At 50.2% G+C, this 24,691-nt stretch carries 23 protein-coding genes and 2 pseudogenes; 8 read left to right on the forward strand and 17 right to left on the reverse strand.

What is annotated here, in order from left to right:
* Positions 1–19 precede the first annotated feature (19 nt).
* Together HV229_RS15595 and HV229_RS15600 are read right to left on the reverse strand one after the other, a co-directional pair.
* Entirely contained in the window at positions 20–382 is a 363-nt protein-coding gene (locus tag HV229_RS15595) for a hypothetical protein (protein WP_016152574.1), read from the reverse strand.
* A gap of 70 nt (positions 383–452) precedes the next feature.
* A complete protein-coding gene (locus tag HV229_RS15600; RefSeq protein WP_016156158.1) occupies positions 453–857 on the reverse strand; it encodes a VOC family protein in 405 nt (134 codons plus the stop codon).
* 396 nt (positions 858–1,253) lie between these two features.
* Between HV229_RS15600 and dsbA the strand changes: the two genes are divergently transcribed.
* From dsbA to HV229_RS15620, 4 genes are all read left to right on the forward strand, one after another.
* The gene (gene dsbA, locus HV229_RS15605; RefSeq protein ID WP_065554552.1) at positions 1,254–1,877 is read left to right on the forward strand and encodes a thiol:disulfide interchange protein DsbA; all 624 of its coding nucleotides are present in this window, start codon (positions 1,254–1,256) and stop codon (positions 1,875–1,877) included.
* 206 nt (positions 1,878–2,083) lie between these two features.
* Positions 2,084–3,004 (forward strand): curved DNA-binding protein, encoded by a 921-nt coding sequence (gene cbpA / locus HV229_RS15610; RefSeq protein WP_016152571.1) that lies wholly within the window; start codon positions 2,084–2,086, stop codon positions 3,002–3,004.
* Complete coding sequence (gene cbpM, locus HV229_RS15615) at positions 3,004–3,297, forward strand: chaperone modulator CbpM (RefSeq protein ID WP_016156156.1); 294 nt, start codon at positions 3,004–3,006, stop codon at positions 3,295–3,297. Before cbpA ends, cbpM begins: the two co-directional genes overlap by 1 nt.
* 121 nt (positions 3,298–3,418) lie before the next feature.
* Positions 3,419–4,105, forward strand: coding sequence for a Crp/Fnr family transcriptional regulator (locus tag HV229_RS15620; protein ID WP_065554518.1), 687 nt, complete (start codon positions 3,419–3,421; stop codon positions 4,103–4,105).
* A gap of 47 nt (positions 4,106–4,152) precedes the next feature.
* Here the strand turns inward: HV229_RS15620 and HV229_RS15625 are convergent, their stop codons facing one another.
* From HV229_RS15625 to deoD, 3 genes are all read right to left on the reverse strand, one after another.
* Complete coding sequence (locus HV229_RS15625; RefSeq protein WP_016152568.1) at positions 4,153–4,989, reverse strand: outer membrane protein OmpK; 837 nt, start codon at positions 4,987–4,989, stop codon at positions 4,153–4,155.
* A gap of 95 nt (positions 4,990–5,084) precedes the next feature.
* Positions 5,085–6,239 (reverse strand): MFS transporter TsgA, encoded by a 1,155-nt coding sequence (gene tsgA, locus HV229_RS15630; protein WP_016156155.1) that lies wholly within the window; start codon positions 6,237–6,239, stop codon positions 5,085–5,087.
* 38 nt (positions 6,240–6,277) lie between these two features.
* Positions 6,278–6,985, reverse strand: a complete 708-nt coding sequence (gene deoD / locus HV229_RS15635; RefSeq protein ID WP_016152566.1) for a purine-nucleoside phosphorylase — start codon at positions 6,983–6,985, stop codon at positions 6,278–6,280.
* A gap of 271 nt (positions 6,986–7,256) precedes the next feature.
* On the opposite strand from deoD, the gene HV229_RS15640 reads away from it, so the two are divergent.
* The 4 genes and pseudogenes from HV229_RS15640 to HV229_RS26325 all read left to right on the forward strand — a co-directional run.
* Positions 7,257–7,619, forward strand: a complete 363-nt coding sequence (locus HV229_RS15640; protein WP_046274453.1) for a GtrA family protein — start codon at positions 7,257–7,259, stop codon at positions 7,617–7,619.
* Positions 7,616–8,539, forward strand: coding sequence for a glycosyltransferase family 2 protein (locus HV229_RS15645; protein ID WP_046274452.1), 924 nt, complete (start codon positions 7,616–7,618; stop codon positions 8,537–8,539). The genes HV229_RS15640 and HV229_RS15645 overlap by 4 nt, the downstream gene beginning before the upstream one ends.
* Before the next feature lies 1 nt (position 8,540).
* Positions 8,541–9,983, forward strand: coding sequence for a glucosyltransferase domain-containing protein (locus HV229_RS15650; protein WP_181545808.1), 1,443 nt, complete (start codon positions 8,541–8,543; stop codon positions 9,981–9,983).
* Between the two features lie 220 nt (positions 9,984–10,203).
* Positions 10,204–10,639: pseudogene (locus HV229_RS26325) on the forward strand (tyrosine-type recombinase/integrase); the annotation flags it as partial.
* A gap of 80 nt (positions 10,640–10,719) precedes the next feature.
* On the opposite strand, the gene HV229_RS15660 reads toward HV229_RS26325, so the two are convergent.
* The 12 genes and pseudogenes from HV229_RS15660 to HV229_RS15720 form a co-directional block, all read right to left on the reverse strand.
* Positions 10,720–11,964: a GIY-YIG nuclease family protein gene (locus HV229_RS15660; RefSeq protein WP_181545810.1), complete on the reverse strand. Its 1,245-nt coding sequence runs from the start codon at positions 11,962–11,964 to the stop codon at positions 10,720–10,722.
* A gap of 599 nt (positions 11,965–12,563) precedes the next feature.
* Complete coding sequence (locus HV229_RS15670) at positions 12,564–13,034, reverse strand: hypothetical protein (protein ID WP_181545814.1); 471 nt, start codon at positions 13,032–13,034, stop codon at positions 12,564–12,566.
* Positions 13,035–13,048: 14 nt separating this feature from the next.
* Entirely contained in the window at positions 13,049–13,501 is a 453-nt protein-coding gene (gene tssE / locus HV229_RS15675; protein ID WP_065554521.1) for a type VI secretion system baseplate subunit TssE, read from the reverse strand.
* On the reverse strand, positions 13,494–14,030 hold the full coding sequence (tssJ, locus tag HV229_RS15680) for a type VI secretion system lipoprotein TssJ (protein WP_181547713.1): 537 nt from the start codon (positions 14,028–14,030) through the stop codon (positions 13,494–13,496). Before tssJ ends, tssE begins: the two co-directional genes overlap by 8 nt.
* On the reverse strand, positions 14,011–15,114 hold the full coding sequence (gene tssG / locus HV229_RS15685; RefSeq protein WP_181545816.1) for a type VI secretion system baseplate subunit TssG: 1,104 nt from the start codon (positions 15,112–15,114) through the stop codon (positions 14,011–14,013). The genes tssJ and tssG overlap by 20 nt, the downstream gene beginning before the upstream one ends.
* Positions 15,069–16,832, reverse strand: a complete 1,764-nt coding sequence (tssF, locus tag HV229_RS15690; protein WP_181545818.1) for a type VI secretion system baseplate subunit TssF — start codon at positions 16,830–16,832, stop codon at positions 15,069–15,071. Before tssF ends, tssG begins: the two co-directional genes overlap by 46 nt.
* Before the next feature lie 15 nt (positions 16,833–16,847).
* Positions 16,848–17,591, reverse strand: coding sequence for a hypothetical protein (locus HV229_RS15695; protein ID WP_181545820.1), 744 nt, complete (start codon positions 17,589–17,591; stop codon positions 16,848–16,850).
* A gap of 50 nt (positions 17,592–17,641) precedes the next feature.
* Positions 17,642–18,974, reverse strand: a pseudogene (tssA, locus tag HV229_RS15700) (type VI secretion system protein TssA); the annotation flags it as partial.
* A 46-nt stretch (positions 18,975–19,020) separates the two neighbouring features.
* Positions 19,021–22,425, reverse strand: a complete 3,405-nt coding sequence (locus tag HV229_RS15705; RefSeq protein WP_181545822.1) for an ImcF-related family protein — start codon at positions 22,423–22,425, stop codon at positions 19,021–19,023.
* Complete coding sequence (locus HV229_RS15710) at positions 22,412–23,572, reverse strand: hypothetical protein (RefSeq protein WP_181545824.1); 1,161 nt, start codon at positions 23,570–23,572, stop codon at positions 22,412–22,414. Before HV229_RS15710 ends, HV229_RS15705 begins: the two co-directional genes overlap by 14 nt.
* Before the next feature lie 3 nt (positions 23,573–23,575).
* The gene (locus HV229_RS15715) at positions 23,576–23,842 is read right to left on the reverse strand and encodes a PAAR domain-containing protein (RefSeq protein ID WP_094762136.1); all 267 of its coding nucleotides are present in this window, start codon (positions 23,840–23,842) and stop codon (positions 23,576–23,578) included.
* A gap of 31 nt (positions 23,843–23,873) precedes the next feature.
* Positions 23,874–24,644: a hypothetical protein gene (locus HV229_RS15720; protein WP_181545826.1), complete on the reverse strand. Its 771-nt coding sequence runs from the start codon at positions 24,642–24,644 to the stop codon at positions 23,874–23,876.
* Positions 24,645–24,691 lie beyond the last annotated feature (47 nt).

The raw sequence follows: 24,691 nt of genomic DNA on the forward strand, positions 1-24,691 counted from the left end.
GTCAGCAACGGCTGTTCTGTCATTCACGGAAGACGCAAAATCGCAGATGTACCCTTAGCGTGGGCGGCGAGATGGCTCGCGGTGGGAAAAAAGGCAGACGAAACGCCCGCACTGGCGCCAGCAGCGACAGCAGCAGACACAGCACCAGAATAGCGCCTTCGAACAGTACCGGGGGCGCCGCCAGTAATGACTTCGCGCTCAGTTCACAAGGGGTAACGGACGAGGCCTCATCGGTCTGCGCTTGTGCGCTTACGACCACGCTTGTGGCAACGGTGTCCATCTGCAACGCGTGCAGACCCGCCATGCGTTGTGCGGTGCAAACCATCACCACAACACATGCCAGACAGAGGAACCACCATCCCATCCGTTGACGTTTCGCCATTATACCCTCACTGATTGATGCGAGTTATCTTAACCACTCACCAGGTTTTGGCAACCTTTGCGCTGTAAAGTTATGTCCTGTCATCAGCAGGATATACCGCGATTTCAATCAGATTGAGATCGGGATCTCTGACATAAACCGAGCGAATCGGTCCCATCGCACCGGTTCGTGCAACCGGTCCCTCAACAATATCTACCCCGTGCGTTTGAAACGTGGCTATCACCTCTTCCAGCGCACGCGTGGTGATAAAACACAAATCCAGCGCCCCCGGCGTTGGCGCGTAAGCTTTGGGTTCAAACTCTTTTCCCCGAATGTGGAGGTTAATTTTCTGATTGCCAAAGACGAAGGCTTTCCGCCCTTGCGCGAAGGTTTCCAGCCTCATCCCTAAAAGTTCGACATAAAAACGAACGCATGCCTCTTCATTATTGGAGGTCAATACCAGATGATCCAGGTGGTCAATCATAGCGATATCCATTTTGGTTGCTCATCACTGACACTTACCCTATTCATTCAAACGCTACAAGAAAAAGAAAATCTTACGGCTGCGTTGACAGAACATAGCGCAACGCGTTGCTGCTCACGTTTTATAAATTAAATGATAATTAATCATATTTTCGTTTTTATTTATTACAATATAACATTACCAAAGTAATTACGAAAATATCACGGAAGTGATCATTCACTATTTACGAAGAGTACCAAAGGATATTCGCAGAACAGTACATAAATACTGTCCGCTACGTATTGATGCGTAAATGAAAGTAAGGGTCAGCGCATTTTTAGGTGATTATCGTATTATAGCCCGACGCAATGAAGAGCGTATTCATTCGCAGAAAATTTGTTTATTGAATGTTATTTAGAGTATATGGAAATGAAAAAATATTTATTACCCCTGATTGGGTTATTTTTTACCGTTAGCGCTCAGGCAGCACCATTTACCGACGGCAAAGAGTTTATCTCATTGGAAAAACCCGTCGCTTCAGCCCCGGCAGCGCTGAAGTTTTTCTCATTCTATTGTCCTTCCTGCTATCAGTACGATGAAATTTTTGAAATCACTGATAACGTGAAAAAAGTTTTGCCTGCTGACGTCAAACTCACCGAATACCACGTCGACTTTTTAGGCCCTCTGGGGCAAGACATGACGCACGCCTGGTCCGTCGCCATGCTGTTGAACGTGCAAGATAAAGTTAAACCGTTGCTTTTTGATGCCGTGCAGAAAAAACAAACCATTAAATCGGCGGACGATATTCGTAACGTATTTATCAGCGCGGGCGTCAGTGCCAGTGATTATGATGCCGCATGGAATAGTTTTGCCGTAAAATCACTAACCGCCAAACAGCAAGAAATGGCTAAAGCCGTAGATTTAACCGGGGTGCCCGCCATTTTTATCAACGGTAAATATATGATCAATCCGAAAGGACTGAAATCTGATGACCTTAACGCGTTCGTACAAAACTATGCTGATACGGTCCGCTTCCTGATCACTAAATCCTGATGTTTAGCTAATCTCTCTATTCGCACCACACAACAGACGCCATAACGTTAAAAAGCGCTGTTGGTGGTGCAACGCCCGCATCGTTTATAGCAATATCCTCCCTTCCCGGTTGGCATTCTCCGTTATCAGGATTACCCTAAACTTAGCGGTGATACCTGTTGTCAGGGTTCACCTTCTGCAAGTGTTGATTTACACGAGAGAACGCTATGGAATTAAAGGATTATTACGCCATTATGGGCGTGAAACCGACAGACGATCTCAAGACAATCAAGACCGCCTATCGTCGACTCGCCCGTAAATATCATCCTGATGTCAGCAAAGAGACTGACGCGGAGGCCCGGTTTAAAGAGGTTGCTGAAGCCTGGGAAGTCCTGAGCGATGAACAGCGACGCGCCGAGTACGACCAGTTGTGGCAGCACCGCAACGACCCACAGTTCAACCGTCAATTCCAACAAGGAGAGAATCAACGCTATAACGCCGAAGATTTCGACGATATCTTCTCCTCCATTTTTGGTCAGCATGCGCAACAGTCTCGCCAGCGTCATGCCAGCCGCGGGCACGATATTGAAATTGAAGTCGCCGTATTCCTCGAAGAAACGCTTACTGAGCATAGCCGCACGATCAGTTACACCCTGCCGGTTTACAATGCGTTCGGCATGGTCGAACGTGAAATTCCTAAAACGTTGAATGTGAAAATTCCGGCTGGCGTCGGTAACGGTCAGCGTATTCGTCTGAAAGGCCAGGGCACCCCCGGTGAAAACGGTGGGCCAAACGGTGATTTGTGGCTGGTGATTCATATCGCGCCACATCCGCTGTTCGATATCGTTAATCAGGATCTGGAAGTGGTCGTTCCCCTGGCGCCGTGGGAAGCCGCGCTGGGCGCGAAAGTAACCGTTCCGACGTTAAAAGAGAGCATCCTGCTGACCATTCCTGCGGGCAGCCAGGCCGGGCAGCGGTTACGCATTAAGGGCAAAGGTCTGGTAAGTAAAAAACATACCGGCGATTTGTATGCGGTGATCAAAATCGTCATGCCTCCGAAACCTGACGACGCCAGCGCCGCCCTGTGGCAGCAGCTGGCGGATGCACAAAAAACCTTTGATCCGCGCAAAGAGTGGGGGAAAGCATAATGGCTAACGTCACCGTCACCTTTACCATTACCGAGTTTTGTCTGTACACCGGTGTGTCAGAAGAAGAGCTACATGAGATTGTCGGCTTAGGGGTGATAGAACCTCATGAAGACGAGACTTTTGACGATCATGCGCTGAACGTCATGCGTCGCGCGATACGCCTGCGTCAGGAGCTGGAACTTGACTGGCCGGGAATTGCCGTTGCGCTGACATTGCTGGAAGAGAACGCTCAACTGCGGCAGGAAAACCGCCTGCTGCGCCAGCGATTGTCTCGCTTTATCAGCCATCCTTAGTGTGTCAAGGCCAGCATGGTGCTGGCCCTTTTATTATCCGCAACCCGCTCTTAATGACATTGCGCAGCAGATGGCATACAGTCAGCGATAAGAATTATCTCAAACAATAAGACGTTGAGCCATGCAGCTTAAGCCCCTCACAAAAGGTCGTTTTCACAATATCTGGCAGCAAGATGATGCCTTAATTGAGAAGATATTCCAGGAGTTGCTCTCTGAAACACAGATTATCCAGGAAGATGACTATCTTTACCGCCAGGGACAGGTAGTCGATCGACTTATCATGGTGCAGTCAGGAAGAATTTCTCTGCGTTATAGCGCGGAGAATGGTCGCCGTTTTCAACTGGGTGCAATGGAATGTGATGAGCAACTGTTTGGCGAAATGGAGTTTTTTACCGGGTATCGTTGCCAGCTTGATATCGTAGCCGAAGAACCGCTGACCGTGGCGGTATGCAACTGTGACCGTCTGGAGGAAGCGCTGAACCAGCACCCCAGACTGGCGATATTTTTCGCCAGCGCAATGGCCGTTGATTATCAGGATATGCTGGAAATCTTCCTGCACCGGATGCTCTACCCTATCGTACATAACGTAGCGTATGACCTGTATCGCCAGCATCAGAACAAGCAGCCAATGGATGGTTTTCATAAAAAATACCAGGAAGCTGAGCGATTCGGCACCACCGACCGGGTCTATCGGCGGGCGGTGAAAGCGCTGACGGATGCCGGACTGGTAACGCGCACGAAGCAAGGACTGGAAATTAAGGATCTGGATGGGCTGCGTAAATTTCTCGGCAATGACATCATTGACTGACACACCAACCCTGGCAAACGGAGCATTGGTGTGTCATTTCAGCGCAATCAGAACTTATAGGTGAGGTTGAAATAGTGACCCAGTCCGGTGGTACGCCCTGCTCCACCGTGGTTTTCCATCAATGCCATGTTGCGGAAATATTTTAAGCCATAACCTACTGCATAATGCTCTGAATGCCAGTAGATGCCGTTATACCATTCAATCGCGTTATTGCTATATAACGGCTGGTTAGCAATCTTGTTCGCGGCGAACTGGTAGTCAAAGTAACCCTGATAGTTCAAATAACTGCCGTTGGCGAATGTATAGAACGGCGTCGACCAGTTGGTCGAGAACATGTAACCATCCCACTTGCCTTCGTTATCCGCACCGTAATTTTCACGTACATAGTGCGCATAAATGTTCATTCCCACCAGACCAAACCACGGCACTTTAACATCCGTGCCGAGACCAACGTAATGCTCGAATAATTCCCGGTCGCCAATGTTATTTACCGTTGCGATATAGAATTCGTTAAATGGCCCAACGGATAAATCTTTATTAAAAATGGCGTCGAGGGAAAAACGTGGAGATATCTTGGCAAAGAAGTTATCCCCCCCGTGACGATCGTCCTGCTCGCGATCCAAAATATCAAAGAAATCCACATAACCATACAGATCGATAATCCCGGATCGTGCGCCAAACTCCAGCTCAAGATAGGTGTCATTACGAATACCATAAGGCACTTTCGCATCCACACTTTGCATTAAGTTCATCTGCATCCAGTTAAAATCATTTTTGCGGATGTTGCCATCGGCATAATCAGCCGCAAGCGCTTGCGTACAGCACATCGCAATTACCGCACCCAGAACTGTTTTTTTCATCATTGATTTATTTTTCTTCAGCATTTTCAATTCCTTTGAGCAAGGTTGAGTGTCGCCCCACCAGATAAATGGCGTGACGGCGGGCTTTCTAATTAAAGAGGTAAGCGTTATTACACTTTTTAATTACGTTTGAGTTTTAATGTACCCATCAACATAATAAAGATAATTAAATACAACACCGGTATTGCGTACATGATTTTCTGCAACCCCATAGTTTTTTCCATTAGCGCACTGATCGCCGGACTAAACATGGCGCCAGCACTACCGCTAATTAAAATATAAGAAACGTTCTGGCTACTCGCGCGCTTCACGAAAGAAACCCCGTAGGCAATAAAGGAGTTATACAGCGCTGCGCAGACAAACCCGTAACTATAGGCCAGATAATCAAGCCCGGAGATATTTTCCTTCGTGACAATGATGGTGGTAATAACGCAAGCTAACAAAATAATGCTAAGCAAGAAATAATGTATCTTTACGCGGGAAACAATAACGGTTGAGACTAACGCGCCGACCAGCGCAGCACCCCAGTATTGCGTAATAATATTACCTGCTTCTTCGAAGGGAATACCAAATTTGTTCTTCACAAATAATGGTGCCCAGGTCAGGAAGGTATACAGCGCCAACATACCTAAGAACAGGCCAATGCCTCCGCTGATAATCCCTGGATTCCACTCGGATTTCACCGGGTCTGCGCTATCCGCTGCAGGAGCCGTTTCACAGGCGGTAAAGCGGGTGAGAGCCACAACGCCCAGCGTGAGTAAGGCCACTATGCCTACGCTCAGATAGCTGTAACTCCACGACATATTGTGCGTCAGGGCGAAGGTGGTAATCAGCGGGAAAACTACGCCCGCGACGTTAAAGGTGGCGTCCTGCACCACCAGCATCGTACTTTGAATGCGATCCTGCCAAACCGAAACCACGATCGTTCCCGCCACGCACAGACCAATCCCGCCGCAGAAACCCACCAGGGTCATGGCGACCATCACCGGCCATAAGCCAGGGCTTAAGTGCATTGCGAGAGCGCAGAGGAACACTATCGAATAGATAATGAGCGTCATACGCTTAACGCCGATTTTCTCAATCAGGAAAAAGGCGGCGATGGTCCCGGCTAAAGCCCCACCGTTAAGCAACGAAAATATCGAGGCGACGGTATTCACATCGGCACTGTAGCGTACTGCAATCGGTTCAATCAGCATGCCAAACTGACTGGCAAATCCTGCCATAATAAAATTTGCCAGAAAACTAATCAGCGTAAGTGCTATTTTATTCTTCATATAATGCCATCTCTGATTGGTTCATTTAAATGCTGATGCTAAGCCGTAACAGCTGTATTTAGCGCCAGCTCTATCATATTTTTAAAGGTTAACTGCCGTTCTTCCGCCGTTGTTTCTTCTCCTGTCAGGCAATGATCGGATACGGTTAATATAGCCAACGCTTCAATATTAAACTGATGCGCTAAAGCGTATAACCCTGCCACTTCCATATCCACACCCAGCACACCAAACTTTTCCAGTGCAGGTATTAAATTTTCGTCAGGATCGTAATAAAGATCGCCACTGAAGACATTGCCGACTTTAACGTCAATACCGGCCTTCTGCGCCAATGCCCACGCCTGCTGCAATAATGGGAAATGGGCAGATGTCGCCATCGTGTAGCCCGCGCTACGTTTTAAATTTGTGACGGAATCCGTTCCGGCGGCGACGGCAAGAATAATATCTCGCATTTTGACATGATGTTGTGTTGCCCCCAGACTGCCGACACGAATAATTCGCTGTACACCGAAGTCATGTACCAGTTCATGAGCATAAAGCGTCATTGACGGAATACCCATGCCATGTCCCATCACCGAAACAGGTTGCCCAAAATAAAGACCGGTATAGCCCAGCATATTGCGTACATTGGTGACTTCGCGGTAATCCATTAGATAATTTTCGGCAATAAACTTAGCGCGAAGCGGATCGCCCGGCATAATAACGGTTGGCGCAAAATCACCCGCTTTGGCATTAATATGTGCAGTCATAACAATTCCTGAATTATGGGTATTGAAGATATGCAGGGATTGTAACCAGCGGATTGCAGAGGATTGAGGACAAAAGTCCTGCTCAGAGGATCGGCCTCTCATTTCTGAGAGTTAGTGTTGCGGGCTTGTGGCCCAGCGGAAAACTGCGCTCCCGGCAGAGTCGCTCGGATGTATCGCAAAACAAGTCTCTGCGAAAGGTAAAAGTCGAAGTGTCGATCTCGTTTTGTATCAATGTTAAACTCGCACACTTTCTATTAAACCTTTCTTAATTATGATAAAGCTACTTTCACGCTACATTTCCGTAGGGATTGTAAACACGGCATTACATTGGGCGGTGTTCGGCATCATGGTATACATCATGAAAAATGACCAGGCCGTGAGCAACGTGGTGGCGTTTTTGATAGCTGTGACATTTTCATTTTTTGCAAACGCAAAATTTACATTTAGCGCAAAAGCCACCGGCCGAGGGTATGTGCTATTTGTTGGATTTATGGGGCTACTAAGCTTTATCTCTGGTCAGGTATCTGATCACTACAACATTTCCCCTCTCATAACGTTGATAGAGTTCTCCTCCATCAGCTTGGTATGCGGCTTCTTATACTCCAGGTTCATTGTTTTTAGGGATCCGAAATGAAAATTTCTCTGATTGTGCCGGTGTTCAATGAAGAAGATACAATACCTATTTTCTACAACACGGTGCGTGGACATGAAGAACTAAAAAAATATGATGTTGAAATTGTGTTTATCAACGACGGTAGCAAAGACGCTACAGAATCAATCATTAATGCTCTCGCCGTATCTGATAAGCTCGTCGTCCCCATATCATTTACGCGCAACTTTGGAAAAGAACCAGCAATCTTTGCCGGCCTTGAGCGTTCCTCTGGTGAAGCAGTTATTCCGATCGATGTTGACCTACAGGATCCAATCGAAATAATTCCATTGATGGTCGATAAGTGGCTTGCGGGTGCAGATATTGTGCTGGCAAAGCGCGCAGACCGCTCCACGGATGGAAAACTGAAGCGCAAAACCGCTGAATGGTTCTATAAATTACACAATAAAATAAGCGATCCAAAGATCGAAGAAAATGTTGGTGACTTTAGACTTATGTCCCGCGATGTAGTTGATAACATCAAACTCATGCCGGAACGTAATCTCTTTATGAAAGGTGTGCTTAGCTGGGTAGGTGGCAATACTGATGTTGTTGAGTACACACGCGCAGGACGCATTGCTGGTAAATCAAAATTTAATGGCTGGAAATTGTGGAATCTTGCTCTGGAGGGTATTACCAGTTTTTCAACGTTCCCATTGCGAATATGGACCTACATTGGTTTTTTTGTAGCCGCTGTATCCTTTTTGTTCGGTGCATGGATGATTATAGACAAGATTTTTTGGGGAAATCCGGTCGCGGGATATCCATCTATTATTGTTTCAATCCTTTTCCTTGGTGGGATTCAGTTAATTGGTATCGGTGTGCTTGGTGAGTACATAGGTAGAATCTACATCGAAACCAAACAACGGCCACGTTATATAGTTAAAAAACAAGACGGGATTTAAAATGTTCTCCAGATACGATAAAAAAGCATTGTTTATTTACTCAGGATTAGCCCTGTTGTTTATTTACCCGTTAATCCAGGCAGGCATATATTACAGAGATGATTTAGACAGGTCTATAACTGGATATTACGGCTGGCGTGGTTTAGGTCGACCTTTTGCAGATATTTTAACCAGATTTTTTTCTGCCAGTGGGCACTATAACCTGGACCTATTTCCTTATACCATGCTCGCATCATGTATTTTCTTAGGCGCATCTGCGCTTGCGCTCAGTAAACACCTGATTAAATCAGATATTCCGAACGCAAACATGGTTGCCGCACTTTTAATATTCAACCCATTCATTTTGCAAAATATTGCGTACAGATATGATAGTCTCGGAATGTCGATTGCCTTTTTCCTTGCGGTGGTTGCATATACTTATAAAAATAAAAATCTGACGATAGAGGTTGCGACAAAATTAATCGCTGGCGTATTATCTTTAACTTTATATCAACCATGTGCCAATATTTTTATTGGTTTGCTTGCAATTGATGTAATCATCATCGCAACAAAAAAAGATGTAAAGGTCAAGGAATCAATAATTTTCTTATTCAAAAAAACAATTTTATTCGTATCATTTTTTCTTATCTATATGCTTTTCTTCTCGCCTAAAAATAACTCTCGAGCAGAATTAATACATCTAGACCAAGAGGGATTAGAGCATCTGGCCAAAACATTAATTGCCTTAAAAGAAATGGTTCTTTCTTATCTATATCATCCGGTTTACATTTACTTCGCAATCCCAATACTTATAAGTTGCGTGTTTATGCTCATTGCTTACCGTACTAATATAAAACAAATAGCATCATTTATTTTGTACGGAGCTGTCTCCTTTTTAATATTCATTATTTCACTTATGGGGCCAACATTATTACTTCAGGACGCACCAGTACTTCCCCGTACTTTAGTCTCATTTTCAGTTATATTGGTTATAATTGCTATCCCGATTATGCGTTTCGCTCCTCGTTTTAAATACGCCGCACTGATCCCAGTCATTGCTTCGCTTGCTTTTAGTGCTCAACTAAGCAACGCTATGAAGTCACAACAAGAATATGAAAATTTTGTTTTTAGCATGATTGCGCAAGACATTGCCACTCATAAAGACATTGTATCCATTGGTACTGTAGGCCAGTTGAATAAAAATGAAAGAGCAAGGTTATTAATAGATAACAAACCACTTATAGGCCATTTCGTTTTTCCAGCTACTGAGTTTTTAGCGTCATATCAATTGGTCAACAAAGGGTTCACGCAAACCCTTCATGGTTATGGGGATGAGCAAGAAAATAAAAACAAACTATCTGATATCATAAAAAAAGGTATTAAACCGGTCTCGTCAAATGAATATTATACATTATTCATTTCGGACAATAACGCCATCGTGTTTTTAGGGAAATATAGCAATTAATTATTTCCAGCCCTCGCACTTAATGCTGAGGGCTTTATTTTCGAAGAGTCAGCACCAATCATATCCAGCGAAAAAGAAGTTACCCAGAGCTCGCCAGGGCTGAAGTGGTGAGTCTGATAGTTGCCCGGTAATTCCATTCCTTTGCCAATTTCAGGCAACGTAACAGCACTAACTCTCACAGCAACAGGTTTCAAATTTTCCTTATAAGCAAAAATGGGTCCATCAGCCAGCTATGCCATGGAAGAGTAACCCTCTTTTTCTGGCAACCCACATCCAGCATGGTGAACCTTACAATGTCAGCAAAGCGTTGCTGAGTATTGTCATACTCACGGCTTGTCGTTCAGGGGAAGCTCTAGCCATGAAATGGTCTGAAGTTAACTTTAAAAATGCTGTCTGGACTATTCTGCAGAAAAAATGAAAGCCAGTCAGATGCACCGTGTACCACTGTCAAAACAGGCAATGGCGATAATTGAAAATATACGGGGCCTGCATACAGAGCTCGTTTTCCCTTCTCCACGTAAACAGATCGTTTTATCAGATATGGTACTGACAGCTTTTCTTCGCAGAGTCAAAGCTAAAAGCGATGTTCCAGGCCGGGTTGCAACAGCACATGGATTTGTTCGAGTTTTCGTGATTGGTGCAGTGAGCACGGATACCGGTTTTTATTTTACGTGGTGAGATGTCATTCATGACCCGTTGTCCATTTGACGTATAAGCAGCTATTGAAAGTCATTGTTTATGCGGCTTCGCTTTCTGCATATTCGAGACTCTGCAGATACTGTAGCGCCACAGGGTCAGCAATATATTCAACCTGCCCGTGGTGACGCTCCACCTCATCGATAATTCTGCTGAGCTCGACCCGGAAAAACTCCTTACGCAGGTTGATGCGGTTAATCCGGTAGCTTTCCAGATGGTCATGCAGTGTCTTTTCAAGCGCAGGAGCGTCATCGCAGGAAATCATGGCGTGGACGTCAAAATCAAACGGCACGGCTGCGCCACTTAACTCTTTCACGCGCTCCATAGGCTCCAGCCGTCGGGTCATACCAATTTTAAAAACGTTTTCACCGAAGGAGCCGATATTCGAAATCACATACACATGGCCCTGCTTCGTGAGCTGGGCCATGGATTTGGCGCGCTCATACTGCTGATGCACGTCCTGGATTTTTTGCTCCAGCTCCAGACGCTGTCGTTCCAGCGCTTCCCTGTGAGCACCTTCAGCAGCGAGCAGAGCCTCCCCCAGTAAGCGCTGCTGCTCAGCAAGGCGTTGCTCCTCCTCTTCCGCTTCGCGCTGCTGCTGCTCCAGTTCGTCCTGACGCTGTTTTTCTTCCCGCATCTGACGCTTGAGCTCTGCCTGATATTCTTTTTCTTCCTGCGCTTTTTCCAGCAGGGCGACCTTATCCAGAAATTGCTGTTTTACGCTTTCCCAGTCGGCATTATCTTCAAGTTCCAGAAAGGTGATTTTCTCGCTTATAGCAGCATAAGCGTCTCTCTCTTTTCTGAGCTGGTCGTACTTGCTTTGCCAGTTATTCACCGTAGTGCCGGAAAGCAGTGTTTTGACTTTGAATTTATACGCGGAGTCCACAATACGCTGCAGTGCCCGGGAGGCTTTATTTCTGGCATTGTGAAAGTCATCCCACTGACCGGAAAGCTGTTTCTTTTCCTGATACAGGCCGCGAGCCACTTCAGTACTGACGGTTTCGTCAAAGGCTTTCTCTTTCTGTGCCAGGTCCGACGCGGCCTGTTCAAGCTCAGCTGTTTTCTTCCGGAATCCCCGGTAAATGAAAACCCGTATTATCAGCGCAACGGCTATCAGTAAACCAAAGAACAGACCGATGATTCCTGCCGGATTAGAAACATATTCAATAAATTGTTCATTAAGGTTTATTAATGCTCTTACCGCGACATAAATACCCCAGGCAATGACGCCAAGAATAACCAGGATAATACCCGTAGCATTGTCATCTTTTTTTCTTCGTGCCATGTTTTATTTCTTTCCTTTCTTAGTTTTATCCTGACAATTTAATCTGAATAGCGGGAAGAGAATCTTTGCCATATCAAATTAATACTGGTTCCCTGAGCAAATCGGTAAATGAGTGTATCCGGGCTTGCTAGCCATATAGAGGGGAGCGCATGTGGGCTGTCGGGGTTGGGTACTGACCGGTTCGTCGTTTTCTGCCACGCGCTGCAGGCTCTGCTTTTTCGCCGTTGTCCCCTTTTTCGTCTGCGTTTTGCGGGCGGAAGTGGACGGTTTTGTCTGATTGCTGGCATCTGAGGAACCATACCCGGAACAGAATCGCTTCGACTGACTCAGGCTCCCGTCATTACAGACAAAGCGTCCATCCGATGTGCAGTGCGCTATACCGCCTTTTGAACCTGAGCAGGGCTGCCTTCCACGCGCAGCATCGGCCTGTGCCGTAAACAGTATTCCTGATACCAGAAGGAAGATTAATTTTCTCATTTACATATCCGTGATTTATTTCGTTACTTTAGGGCTAAGTAATCCGAAAGCTATTAACCGTTTCGTCAGGAAAACGTGCAATGATTCAAAGCAAAAAAATAATGATTCATTTTCCGCTCCCGCTATGGAAGGAGCGATAAAATCAAACCAAAAAACGCGCTCTCATCAAAATCCTGCCCAGGACGGGATAAAGCTCCAGGCGGAGAAAAGGTCCAGTCACTCACGGTACCTGACCGCATAAATAAACGCCCCAGTGAAGTCACTCGTTCTCCATTATGAAAAGTCGTCTCCACACACCCGGTCACGCCCTGGCCGTACAAAAATACCGGCACAAACTTTACGGCCCGGTCGTCGTAACACAGAACAATACCGGTAATTTCAAAAGCGCCCCCCTCCACCAGCAGGTCCGTAACGGATACCGTGAACGACTCCACATTGAGCCCGGTATCCACCAGCCACGCGTCCATCTGCTCCTGAAGTTGTGTTATTCGCAGGCGAAATTCTGCGATATCGGCCTGAGTCTTGCTGGTAAACGAGACCGGGGCTGACTGTCTGGCCTGTAGTTTTTTGAGGAACTGTGATTTTACTGACATAGTGTTATCTGGCCTTACAGATGGGTTGTCGTGTCGAGATACTGCTGTTGCTTAAGATGTCGCAGGAGAACCCGCCCCTCGGGCATAAACTCGGTTCCGTAACGCACCAGACCCACGCCTTTGAGCTCAGCATCGATGGCATAGCGCAGTTCACCGGGGATGTCCTGCCCGAGGAGGATGACATTGATTTTTTTGAGCCGCGGTTCATATTTGAGCAGTACGGCAGACAATGCGCCCATCAGCTCATGCGCCGTTCCCGGCATCCCCTGCAGAATTTTGGTCATATCCGGCAGACCATAATCTGGCAGATGCGCCAACGTTCCCGATCGGCTGTTGAGGATACGCTGCATATTGTCGAGTACGGACAGAATAACCTGGTTCTGCTCGCTGACCTGATGCAGGTCGAGGCCTCCGGTGAAGTTGCCATAAAGAGTTTCATACAGTGAAGGACGGGATGACTCACTCATCTTTCAGCACCTGCAGGGTCAGGCGGTTGTTACCGGCCTCAATCACCCGGGCTTTATCCGGATCGAGATCATCACGGCTCAGCACCACCCGCCAGGTGTTGTTCACCTGGTCCGGCGACATAAACATGCCTGCCACTGCGACATACTGCGCACTCTCTTCCATCGGCATATCAACCGTCGCCGCCCCGCCCGGCTGCAGGCGGATATCTTTCTCCGCCATCAGGTCTGCCTTGATGGCCTGACTGTCGTCTTTGAACAATGACGGATAGTCCGTGCTGTCAAAGGTTTTGCGGTCTTTAAGCTGGTAAATACGCACCACCGTCGACAATGCCACGCCGCCTGCATTGCTGTTGACGGCCTCACGGGCGCGAATATCCAGATGCAGGGTCTTTATCTGCTTATAAAAAATCGATTTGGTCACAGCAACGGTGCCGTCTGTCATTTTTTGAGTCAGCCCGCAGCCCGCCAGCATCAAGGTGATACCAGCGGCCAGCGCAGCCAGAGGAAATTTACCAGCGGTAATCGCCATCTTCATCGGTCTCCCTGCGGTGAATATTTTCCTGTACCCGCTCATAGCGGCCCAGATTGATGGTTATAGTTTTGGGATGCGTGACGGTGTTCGCCCCATTCAGCGGCCGCATCACGGTGGTACGGCCCAATTGCACCGCCCCGGCGTTGGGTTTAGTGCTCATTGTCGCATCCGGCAGCAGGCTACGGTCGACACACAACTGCAGACGCACATCGAGACGCGAGCCAAGATAGACATGCAGCAGCGCCATTAAATCTGTGTGAAGCTCCCCGCCCGGTAACCAGCCCTGCACTTCTGCCGGGTCAGTGGTGGTCAGACGCATCAGCACCTGACTGTTTACGTCGGTGGCATAGTTGCCCATCACCGGTCGGTTTGTCAGGGTGACAGGCTGGCGCACGCTCATGGTCAGGGGCTTCTTCAGCGGCACACGGTGTTTGTCGTGGTGCCACACTTTCGCCTGCGTGTTGGGTGCCAGCAGGCGCACCAGCGAGGCCATGCCTTCTGCGGTACGCCCCGGCAGCAACATGACCGGCAGCAGTGCCAGAAAGCGCGAAGCTGGGGTCGCGATATTGTCCGTGCAGCCGTTAATCCCGAGCCCGGCCAGTCCCAGCAAGCACTGCGAGGTGTTGTCCTTACCGCCATCTTCGAAAGTCGCCGGGTATGAGTATTTACGCCAGATACGGTAGTACTGGGCAATCAGCCGGTGGTTGAAGATATCGAGGAAATCCGCAGTGGACTCATACCCTTCCCGTCGCTGGGTAATGTCATCGATATAGTGCGTCGGCAGCGGGGACTCCACGCCGTAGAGCCCCATAAAGGTGATGCGTACCGTTGGCGGCAAATGCGAATGCTCAGACTGCTCAATCCCTTTGACTTCAGATGCCGGAAAGCCCATCCCCGAGTGTGACCGAAAACGTACCGGTTCATGACGTACATGCCAGGTACTGCCCGTAACCGGTTTGTCCGGCTGGCTCTGCTCCAGCAACTGGCAGAAGCGGTAAAAGTTGATATAGGGCAGCCGGTCCCCCAGTTGCGCTATCAGCCGGGCAGACGCGGACTGTGATTCTCTTTCCACCGGATGCATTTTCCTTCTGGCTGAACAATGAGGGTGAGCTGATTAAACTGGTTCATATCGGCATACAGCGCAAAGAACCGGTTGAGCATTTCACCGAACAGGTGAATATCGCCCTCACCGGTGAAGCCGTTGCTGTCGAGGGTCACTTCGATATCCAGCCCCCGAAGCAGGTAGCCCTGTTCAAAACGCTGCAGGCGGTGGTGCTCCACCTGCTGAATCGCTTCCAGACGCCGGGTGTTCATTTCATCTTCCTGCCAGTTATACAGGGCAAGGGTGCCACGCAGCACTTCGGCGGTACTCATCATGTTCAGGAAGCCAGACCCAAGGTGACTCAAAACCCGCCAGTGGAAACGGTCTTCGGATGGCGGATAGACTGGCAGCGTTGGTTTGCAGAGGTTGCGTACTGAAAGCGGTGTACTGACCACCTGTTCACAGCGGTCAAGCAGCGTGCTTTGTAATGCCCGGCGTGGTAACTGACCGTTGGTGCCGGTGATTTGCAGCGATACAGCCTCACGCTCAAACAGGCAGTCATCTTCCCACTGGTGGCCGCCGAGGATAAGCCAGGTGTCATACAGTCCGGTGACCCCCCGCTTAACGCGGGTGTGGTAATACCGTGGCGGTGCGTGACGGCGCATCATCCCCCCCTTATGGCGGAAGCTGCTGAACGGCACGTACTCGGCATCACCGGTGCGGTTTGAACCGGTGACCGAATTCACCGAATAAATCTCGGTATGTCCGTCCTGCAGCCGTTTAGGACGCAGCAGGTACTCGCTTTCAAGCCCGGTGATGCTGAGCGGGTCAGCCTCCAGCGTGAACAGGTTAATCACTGGCACGCAGTGCAGACGAATCGCCTCATCGGTGACCGGCAGGTCAGACGCCCATTGCGTACTGAACACCACTTCAATATCAAAATATTCGGCCCCGGCTGGCGGCGTGATGCCCTCAAGCCCGTTAAGGTGGACAAACATAAACTTGTCGCGGAAGGTGAAGTATTCCAGCAGCAACTGATAGCCACTGAACGCGGTATCACCTTTCGGCCACAGACCGTCCTCTTCAGCAAATCCCCCGGGTGAGAAGTACCCGTCAAGCCGGATACGGTCAGTCTGCCCGGGCAGACGCATATAGAGTGCGGCCTGGCGTTTGGTCAGCATCAGGTGCAGCTGGCTACTGACCGGGGCATCCGCCCCGAGATACAGGCTCAGACGGCTGAGGTCAGCACCGGACCAGTCTGCCTGGCTGCTGCAGGCAAAGCGCATCCGCAACAGCGAACGACCGTCAGGCTCAGTGGTCATGGTAATACCCGAAACGCTCAGGGGATTGAGCATCACATCCTGGGTGGTACGATAACGACAGACCGTGTTCTTCGGCCCTACCGGACGGGAATATACCTCAAGACCTGCAGGTACCACTTCCGCCATTTTCATGGCATGCAACGCCGGAGTGAGCGCCACCACAGAGAGGGATGGAATGGTGCGCAGGTAGTGCGGCCAGAGCATGCTGACCAGGCCTTCCGTCAGTTCCGGCAGGTCGTCGTCAATTTTTTCGCGCAGCCGCCCCATTGAGAAGGCAAACCCTTCAAGCAGGCGCTCGACATAGGGATCGGGTGTGCCGGCCTTATCCAGGTCGAGCATCGCTGCACGATCGGGATGGGTTTGCGCGAACTCTTTCGCGGCTTCACGCAGGTAGCGCATTTCTGCATCAAAATAGCGCAGGGTTAAATCTTCCATAAAACACCTGTTTGATTAATGTCCGAATGGTGAAGGGCCATTAATGAGCTGAAGCAGACTTAATGATATCGGGAAAAAAACAATATCAGCAGTGAGTGCTAACGGGGTAACGACAATATTGGTCGCCAGATTTACGGGGTGAAAATTGGTTCCAGACTCCAGCGAATAAAACTGAACGCTGTACGTTCTCCCCAAAGATTCAGTCTTATCAAAAGTATAATTAAGGCTCACTTTGGGAATAATCACTCCCGTGATATATACGTCCCTGACATACCGGACACCGTTGCTCCGGAAGCCTGCATGCTGAACAGTCTTTAACTCTTCTGTTGAAAGCATCCTGGAGGATTTATTGACTTCGACAGGAAGAGCATCGCTGAACTGAAGCACGCTATCGCTGCCTGATGGTTTGTTTATCCGAAACTTAAGGGTATTCTCTTCCCGACCTGATATCAGGGGAATTTGAGTTGCAAGTTTATTAAGGAACAGAAGTTCATCAGCCCCCCGGGTCAGAATGTATATATTTTTTTCACCTACAAAGGCAACACCTTCAGAGGGAACGTTAACAGTAGTTTTTTTGCTTCCCTGAACAACAGAAACAGCAAGGTTTTTATACTGAAATACACCGGTTACACTGTCCTGAATCTGAATATGTCTCTCTGTTTTTGGCTCGGCGACCTTATTTCCTCCCCACAGCAGTGCTGTACAACCTGAAAGCAAGAACATCACACCTAAACAAGTAAATATTCTAAGACGTTTCATTTTTTAATTTCCCTTGATTCTGATTTCTTTCCTAAAGGTATGACTAATTATCATCCGCAAAGCACGGCGGCACGGGCAGGATCAACTGCGAGCAGCCCGGCAAGTAACTGGTCCATTACCGGTGTAAGGCGGGTCTTATCAGCCTCACTGCGACTGGCTTTCAGCCGCAGGAGTTTCAGATGACGGGTCTGTACCTCAAACAATAGCTCAGGTTCCCAGTTCGTAAGGGTGAGTTCACCGGCCCGCTCGCCCAGCTCCGCAAACAGATGCACCGCCAGCTCATTTTTGCCGTACTGCTCCGCGATACGCCCCATCAGCAGGCGCAGCAGCCACTGCTGGCGTACGGTGGTGATGTCGGGACGGGCCTGCAACCAGCCCAGTGCGACATCCGGGCCTTCACTGTCGGCCAGTGCCACGGCTTCCGGTTCCAGCGTCAGAATGTCATCGTTACCAGAGGTAACCGGGGCTGATGGTGTGTCATTGTCCCACCCACCAACGGTGTCCAGCACGCTCTGCTGGATCCAGTTCAGGGTCACATCGTCCGCAAACGGCGTGCCGTCACTAAACGCCAGCGTCTCCAGCCCGGACAGGCGCGACAACAGCCCTTTCAGATCGGCAGCAATAATGTCAGCCAGCGTCTCCTTGCCGGATTTCGTCAACGCCTGGTGGATGTACCACTGCAAATCCAGCCACAGGTGATTGGCACCGCGGGAAAAGGTGCTGTCGGCCGTTTCCAGCATTTCAGCCCAGTTCTGCTGCAGGTAGAGACGTTTGAGTAACGCGCGTTGATCCGCCCTTGGCGGCTCGATGCGTGTACGCCCCTGCGCATCCGGGGCCGGGATGGCCCGCAGGGTGTCGTGACGCAGGCTCTTCATCAGATGGTGTGCTGACAGCCAGCCATCTGGCTGCTCGCGCAGGTATTCGGTGAGGGTGCGGGCCTGGGCCAGCAAATCCTGACCGGAGGTGATCCGCCCGATGGCCGGGGCATCGCTGTGACTGGCAGACGACGGGGTTTCACTGGTACTGGCGTTCTGCGGTACCACCGCATCCACGCCCCCCCGCTTTCTGCAGACGATTCTCCAGCGCGCCGTACAGCACATTGAGTTCGGGACGGGTTTCATCCGGCTCATTCTCAATAAGCTGTGCTATCAGCAACAGTGCCCCGGTGGTTCGCATCGCATCGTTCCTGACCACTTCCGGATACAGGGAAAGCGAGTCGGTCATACGCGATCCGGCCAGCCATTCCAGTGCCGCCTTACGGCTGCGATCACGCTGCGGGTGCAACTGTTGTCCAAAGCGCTCCAGCAGACCGGCCAGCAACTCGAGTCCTTCGGCCAGCCCCTGCTCACCTTCGCGGTGCAGCTTCGCCCAGCAGTAGTAGGTTCCTGTTCTGCCTGACAGGCACTCAGTAACGTGTTCAGCATGCTCATCAGTAGACCTCCTCTGCATCGCTGGCGACCTGGCCTGATGCCACAGCGCCGGTCGTGCTGAAGATAGTTTCCGGTAGCTGGAATTTACGCAATTTCAGCAACGCCAGCGGCCCCTCACCCGCTTCGGTACGCAGGGTATAATTGAGCATGCGACCGTCCGGTGCCTTCCAGCTCAGGCTGTAACTGCTTCCCACACCCGGATATGCTTTCACGCTGGCTTTATCAAGCAGGCGTATCAGGCCCCAGCTACCCGGAATATCTGCGTACTGACGGGTCCCGACCTGCGTGCTAATCCAGCTCAGGTTCGCGCCGGGTGCTTCGGTATCCGCAGGCCAGGTGAAGCGCTTCCACGCCGGCAGCTGGTTCATATAGGTCAGCTTCTGGCTGTCGATAATCATGTCGGTCTGCATCACCCCATCGGCGGTGCCCGGGCGCAGTTCGAAGCTCATGCCAGCGTTGCCTTCGGTGAAGGCCACATCCGAGATATGACTCAGGGTGTTGATGGCGTTAAGGAACGCCGGGTTAAACGTCAGGCCCTGTGAGTTGATGCTGTCCGGTACCCAGTGATTGCCCTCTTTATGCAGCACGCCTTTGAGGCGGGTTTGCAGGAACTGCGCGATACGCCCGGAATCCGCGTTGAGGTATTTAGCGAGCAGCGGCAGTGAAACATCGCTGCTGGAGTTGTTGAACGGATAACGGCCACCAAAGGCACTGTTCCACTCTGCCACCACCGCCTGCTGCCACTGGGCATTGAGGCTGTCGGCCGCCGGGGTCAGCACCTGCTGCCAGGCCTGCTCCATCGGATTCACAAACACCGTAAGCCCAAAGCCGCTCCACTCCTGCCCCAGACCGGCGGCAATGAGGCTTCCGTAGTCGCGGGTTTCGGTCAGGTCCACGGCCTTGCCCTGGAATACGGTCTGAGCAATGGTCTGAGTCATGGCCTGCGGGTCGGCAGCATTAGTCACCTGCTGTAGACGCAGACGCACCTGCGTCACCCGAGTCAGGTAAGACTGCAGGCTCAGTTCCTGTGCACCTGTCCGGTTCTTGTCCATCAGCGTCAGTACCGGACCAAAGGTTTCATCCAGTGGACCATGAACGCCGGCACTTTGGTCAATGGCATCCTTGTTATTACCGCCGAGCAGGTTTTTGGCCGATTTGACCAGGGAGTCAGAAATGGCTTCGCCAGTTTGCCCGGTACGCCCCTGCACATTGAGGGTGTTCATCAGTGCCACCAGCGGAGACTGACGCACGTCGGCCATCAGGGTCAGCTGGTCAATGGAATCCGACAGCGTCGCGGCCTGGTTCCAGCGCAGACTGTTCAGAAAATCCAGCCACGCCCCGCCGAAGTCTGCAAAATAACGCTCCGTAAGGCGCTTTTTCAGCGTTTCCGGTGAGGTTTCATCCTGCTTATTCACCTGACGCTTACTCTCCGTGAGCACCCAGTCAAGTTCGTCCCGGCGGGCCTTCACCACTTTTTCAATGGCGGGCTGTACCGCCTGCTCCCAGGCCTGGCGGGTAAACATCCCCGGCATGATTTCGGTGGTACTGAACAGACGGGAAGCGTCGGTATCACCGGTCATATCTTCAAGGCGCATATCAACGTACAGATGTGACATCTGTGAGAGCATCTTTTGATACAAGGTCGATTCGCTGTTGCGCACACCCATCAGGCGAACCAGCAGAGAACGCGCCTGGCTGACCATGCCCTCATCGGCACGGAGTTTCCACTCCGGGTGCGCAATCAGCTGCGCGCCCCAGAACGCCAACATAGAGGGAGCCATCCCGTGCCAGACGCCGTCTTTCACACCGTTACGATTCGGCCAGTCTTTCAGCAAAGCAGAGCTGAACCATGCCGCATCCATATGCTCCGGACGCGCCAGCATGAGGTAGAGTTTGAGTTGGTCATAAGTGTTTTTTGCCATCTGCTCGCGCAGTGGACTACCCGGTGGCAGCGCATTAAAGGCATTCAGCCGGATCTGTAAATGGTCAGCTGTCGCATCCCGCAACAGCGGCACCGCGCTGTCCTGGTAACGTGGCCAGAGTGCTGCCAGCAGCGCATCATTCTGACTCAGCCCGGCACGTTCATACCACGGCACACCATGCTCAGCGCGGTACTGCAGACGAGCCAGGATCTTCTGTAGTTCAGACAGGGCATGCAGACGCTGTTCCAGCGGCATATTCTGCCGGGCGGCAAGCGAAGCCTGTGCATTTGCACCAGCAATCTGGTTGCGGTTGGTGACATACGCGATGCTCATCCACACAGCCCAGCCCACTATCGTAAGCGCAGCAGCAGACGCCATCACCCTGCGCCACGGAATGCCAGGTTTAACGGGGCGCAGCACAGCAGGAAGCATCCGGACAGATTCAGGCAGAACACCCCAGCGCTTGTCCATGCCCCAGTGATGCGGCACGGCACGTTCAGCACCGGCAGAAGGCTGGCTGAACACCACGCCAGCCAGCGGCAGCGGACGATACGGATTGAGCATCACCGACAATGGCGCGGTCACGCTCTGTGGCTCACGGATGAGCTGGTCGGCAAGCGTCAGCAGGAAGCTGTGTTTGACTTCATCGCAGGTTTGCAACAAACCCTGAGAAGTCAGTTCCGGCGTCAGGGCTGAAAGCTGTTCAGCCAGATCTTCAGGACCGCAACCGGCAGGCAGCAGACAGCCAGTGGCCTGTACAATGCGACCATCCGGCTGACCGGCACGTGGGTGCAGTGACCAGACATAAAGCGGGAGTTTCCAGCCAAGCGTTTCCATACGGGCGCTTATGGCATGAGACAGGGAATCCATGGTGCTTTCAGACGGTACCGGTAATGGCTGTTCCAGCCCTGGAGCAGAGAGCTGATCAAATGCTGAAGTAACCCACACCAGCCCATCCACCGGACGGCGACGCAGTTTACGCAGCGCGGTCAGCCAGGCACTGTCCGCAGGGGTGTTGAGGTCACCGCCCCACAGCAACAGTGTGCCGCGGTCTTCCTGCCAGAGCTGGCCCGTCAGGCCTGGGGTCAGTTGCTCCACTTCAGCGACTGTACCAGTTATCAGCAGAATGCGCGTTTTACGGCCCCAGCGACGACCGTAGAGGTTACGCATGGCGAGGCGGATGGTGTCGACGGTGAAGTTGCGTGGCGGGGTCCGGGCAACCCTTGACTCATCAGAAGGCAACGCATTCTTCTTCTGCTCCTGCCAGCGATGATATTTTTCCTTCATAAACCGGTACATGAAGGGGATATAGCGGCAAAAAAGCACTACAACCCAGATCGCTGCAAATGCCAGCGCCTGTTTCAGATGCGTATCAACACCGTAACGGGGGCCAAAATGAAGGAGCAGGCCCAGAATTAATAACGAAATAAAGGCGACAATACCTGCAAGCCCTCCCCTTCCCCATGAGCTACCCCGCATCATTATTTTCACTCCCTGTCGTAACAGTACTGACAAAATGGTCAGCGCCTGAGGTAAACAGCCCCAGAACGGGTGCTTTACTGATAGCCACAATGTCAGAGACTAATGCGGCCAACAGCCAGGCGCTGCCAGCTCCGGGGATACCGTTGTATTTTTCAAGGACGTCAATCTCCTGGGGCATCCACGGGGTCTGGTGTTGTTCGGCTGCAGTCATGACATCAGCAAAATATTCATTCCAGTGCCTGTTGTCGCAAAAGACTTTTGATGTCTGGCAGGCGATCGTCTGAGTTTCCAGAAACAATCCCATCTCTGATTTGAAATTAGCCAAATCGAGTGACATCGGTCTCAAAATGCGGGCCGCATGGGGGAGTTGATATTTTTCAGCGACATCATCGCTGGTCAGGATCACACTCGCCAGTGCATCTGAATAACGATCGACACCGTTACTTTGTAATATCAGAATAAAATCGATATCCAGAACGGGCTTTTTAAGGCGCTCTTCAACCCAGGTAAAAGAAAGGGCCTCACAAAATGAAACGGAACCCGGTGTGGCTCGTTCGGAGTACATGTTCCCCCAGACTTTACGAAACAGTGGCTCTGATTCCGCAGACAGGGTGTCGCTGACAATGGTGATATTCAGCGGTACGGTGGCAGGCAGTGTCGCTATTGCGCTCTGCACACCGGCAAGCCCGAGTTCCATGAGAGAATGTGTCGTTACGGATTGAGCATCAAAATGGCGGGTCAAAGAAAGCAGTTGGGCCGCGCCTGATGCCTCAGATTTCGCAACAGCGTCGGCGGTCACACCAGAAGGTAACAGTATGCTGTTGCCCAGCACCGCCAGATATCGGCCTGCCCATGCCTCCCATTGCCGCTGCCCATGTTCGGCTTCCTTTTGTAAAAACTGATGCTCATTAACGGTTCTGCCCCAAAGCCACCCCCGGAGGCAAAAGAGAAAAAACCAGCCAAGAACAGGGCTGGATGCCAGCCACCAGATGTTGAATGTACCTAACGCCTTAACCATGCCAGAAGCATGCAGAATAAACAGCAGTACGCCAGCAACAACAGCAGCGCCTCCCGCAATAAGCCACATAATAAGAGATGGCTCAGGCGGTAATTCCGTGATTGTGGCCTTCGACCTTTCCCAGCCCATTGATTATCCTACTGTACTGTTCATCGCACTTGAAATTACGGTGCAACCACACTGGCACTTACAGCCATCGACAACAACCGCTCGACCGTTAAATGTGCGTTGAGGGGAGCCTTCAATAATCTGATTCGTGCCATGCCCTGGAACCGGACAACTCACTCTGTCACCAACTAAAGCAACCGCTTTTCCGTTGACTGTAATACTGGAAGAAGCGGAAATGACTTTACCGCCATGTGAAGTTTTATCACCAAGTAAAACCAAACCTTTTGTCATACTGAATCCTCGGCTTTCAGAATTAAAATAATTAATTGATTTTCATTATGTCGACTTTATCAAAATCAGGGAATACAGTCCCATCGGATATAACACTGCCATCTTGATATATTATTTTAGAGTGAACACCTTTTATTTTCTTTTCTACCCCGATGTACTTTACAACTTTGCTTTCATCTATTACAGGTGAAAATCTAATTTCATTTAAATTATAAACACTTAAAGATAGAAAATTTTTCTTACCCAAAAGAGACAACTCTTTCTTTTTTTCGCCTAGATTCCATTCAGATATATATGGGTAATATTTTGGTGATAAATTCAAATCCCCTTTCACAATTCTATATTGTCCATTTCGAGAAGCATCACCATCAAAAGCGAGCGACACCCCTACCGCAGTACCGGGTACAAGATCCTTACCAAGATGTGTCGCATCAATATACTCGATACCTAAATTGACCGCACTTAAGGTCCATTTACATGAGCCACCACCGGTCATAGCAACTTTTGCTTTCCAGACGTCCCCGCTTTCTTGCTGCATAGGGATCCCGATAACGTTATAGCTGGGCTCCGTGATAACTGAGCCATCAAACCCGCTGATTCTCTTTTTCTTGCATTCATACGAGATGTATCTGACTTCGAGCGGGAATGGCTTCGTATGCTGAGACGGATTTTTTACTTCAACATTCACCCATTTTGTATCCGCTGGCGGAGATAAGGTTTTGTTTACAGCCCGGCTCATACTGCAACCCGCCACAGTAAACAACACCAGCGAAAGCAGAATAATTTTTGACTGGTTAGACATTTTCCATCACCTCTTCTCCATTTTGAGTCAATCATAAAAGCGTGTTA

The sequence above is a fragment of the Citrobacter sp. RHBSTW-00524 genome, assembly GCF_013747755.1.
In the GTDB taxonomy this organism is placed as follows: domain Bacteria; phylum Pseudomonadota; class Gammaproteobacteria; order Enterobacterales; family Enterobacteriaceae; genus Citrobacter; species Citrobacter braakii.

What these genes read in the sequence shown, in the direction of transcription:
- HV229_RS15600 (WP_016156158.1), bottom strand. Translation starts at nt 857, where the DNA reads ATGGATATCGCTATGATTGACCACCTGGATCATCTGGTATTGACCTCC.
- cbpM (WP_016156156.1), top strand. Translation starts at nt 3,004, where the DNA reads ATGGCTAACGTCACCGTCACCTTTACCATTACCGAGTTTTGTCTGTAC.
- HV229_RS15640 (WP_046274453.1), top strand. Translation starts at nt 7,257, where the DNA reads ATGATAAAGCTACTTTCACGCTACATTTCCGTAGGGATTGTAAACACG.
- HV229_RS15595 (WP_016152574.1), bottom strand. Translation starts at nt 382, where the DNA reads ATGGCGAAACGTCAACGGATGGGATGGTGGTTCCTCTGTCTGGCATGT.
- HV229_RS15645 (WP_046274452.1), top strand. Translation starts at nt 7,616, where the DNA reads ATGAAAATTTCTCTGATTGTGCCGGTGTTCAATGAAGAAGATACAATA.
- HV229_RS15650 (WP_181545808.1), top strand. Translation starts at nt 8,541, where the DNA reads ATGTTCTCCAGATACGATAAAAAAGCATTGTTTATTTACTCAGGATTA.
- dsbA (WP_065554552.1), top strand. Translation starts at nt 1,254, where the DNA reads ATGAAAAAATATTTATTACCCCTGATTGGGTTATTTTTTACCGTTAGC.
- tsgA (WP_016156155.1), bottom strand. Translation starts at nt 6,239, where the DNA reads ATGAAGAATAAAATAGCACTTACGCTGATTAGTTTTCTGGCAAATTTT.
- HV229_RS15715 (WP_094762136.1), bottom strand. Translation starts at nt 23,842, where the DNA reads ATGACAAAAGGTTTGGTTTTACTTGGTGATAAAACTTCACATGGCGGT.
- tssE (WP_065554521.1), bottom strand. Translation starts at nt 13,501, where the DNA reads ATGAGTGAGTCATCCCGTCCTTCACTGTATGAAACTCTTTATGGCAAC.
- tssF (WP_181545818.1), bottom strand. Translation starts at nt 16,832, where the DNA reads ATGGAAGATTTAACCCTGCGCTATTTTGATGCAGAAATGCGCTACCTG.
- HV229_RS15710 (WP_181545824.1), bottom strand. Translation starts at nt 23,572, where the DNA reads ATGGGCTGGGAAAGGTCGAAGGCCACAATCACGGAATTACCGCCTGAG.
- HV229_RS15705 (WP_181545822.1), bottom strand. Translation starts at nt 22,425, where the DNA reads ATGATGCGGGGTAGCTCATGGGGAAGGGGAGGGCTTGCAGGTATTGTC.
- tssG (WP_181545816.1), bottom strand. Translation starts at nt 15,114, where the DNA reads ATGCATCCGGTGGAAAGAGAATCACAGTCCGCGTCTGCCCGGCTGATA.
- HV229_RS15670 (WP_181545814.1), bottom strand. Translation starts at nt 13,034, where the DNA reads ATGTCAGTAAAATCACAGTTCCTCAAAAAACTACAGGCCAGACAGTCA.
- HV229_RS15720 (WP_181545826.1), bottom strand. Translation starts at nt 24,644, where the DNA reads ATGTCTAACCAGTCAAAAATTATTCTGCTTTCGCTGGTGTTGTTTACT.
- HV229_RS15695 (WP_181545820.1), bottom strand. Translation starts at nt 17,591, where the DNA reads ATGAAACGTCTTAGAATATTTACTTGTTTAGGTGTGATGTTCTTGCTT.
- tssJ (WP_181547713.1), bottom strand. Translation starts at nt 14,030, where the DNA reads ATGGCGATTACCGCTGGTAAATTTCCTCTGGCTGCGCTGGCCGCTGGT.
- HV229_RS15625 (WP_016152568.1), bottom strand. Translation starts at nt 4,989, where the DNA reads ATGCTGAAGAAAAATAAATCAATGATGAAAAAAACAGTTCTGGGTGCG.
- HV229_RS15620 (WP_065554518.1), top strand. Translation starts at nt 3,419, where the DNA reads ATGCAGCTTAAGCCCCTCACAAAAGGTCGTTTTCACAATATCTGGCAG.
- deoD (WP_016152566.1), bottom strand. Translation starts at nt 6,985, where the DNA reads ATGACTGCACATATTAATGCCAAAGCGGGTGATTTTGCGCCAACCGTT.
- cbpA (WP_016152571.1), top strand. Translation starts at nt 2,084, where the DNA reads ATGGAATTAAAGGATTATTACGCCATTATGGGCGTGAAACCGACAGAC.
- HV229_RS15660 (WP_181545810.1), bottom strand. Translation starts at nt 11,964, where the DNA reads ATGGCACGAAGAAAAAAAGATGACAATGCTACGGGTATTATCCTGGTT.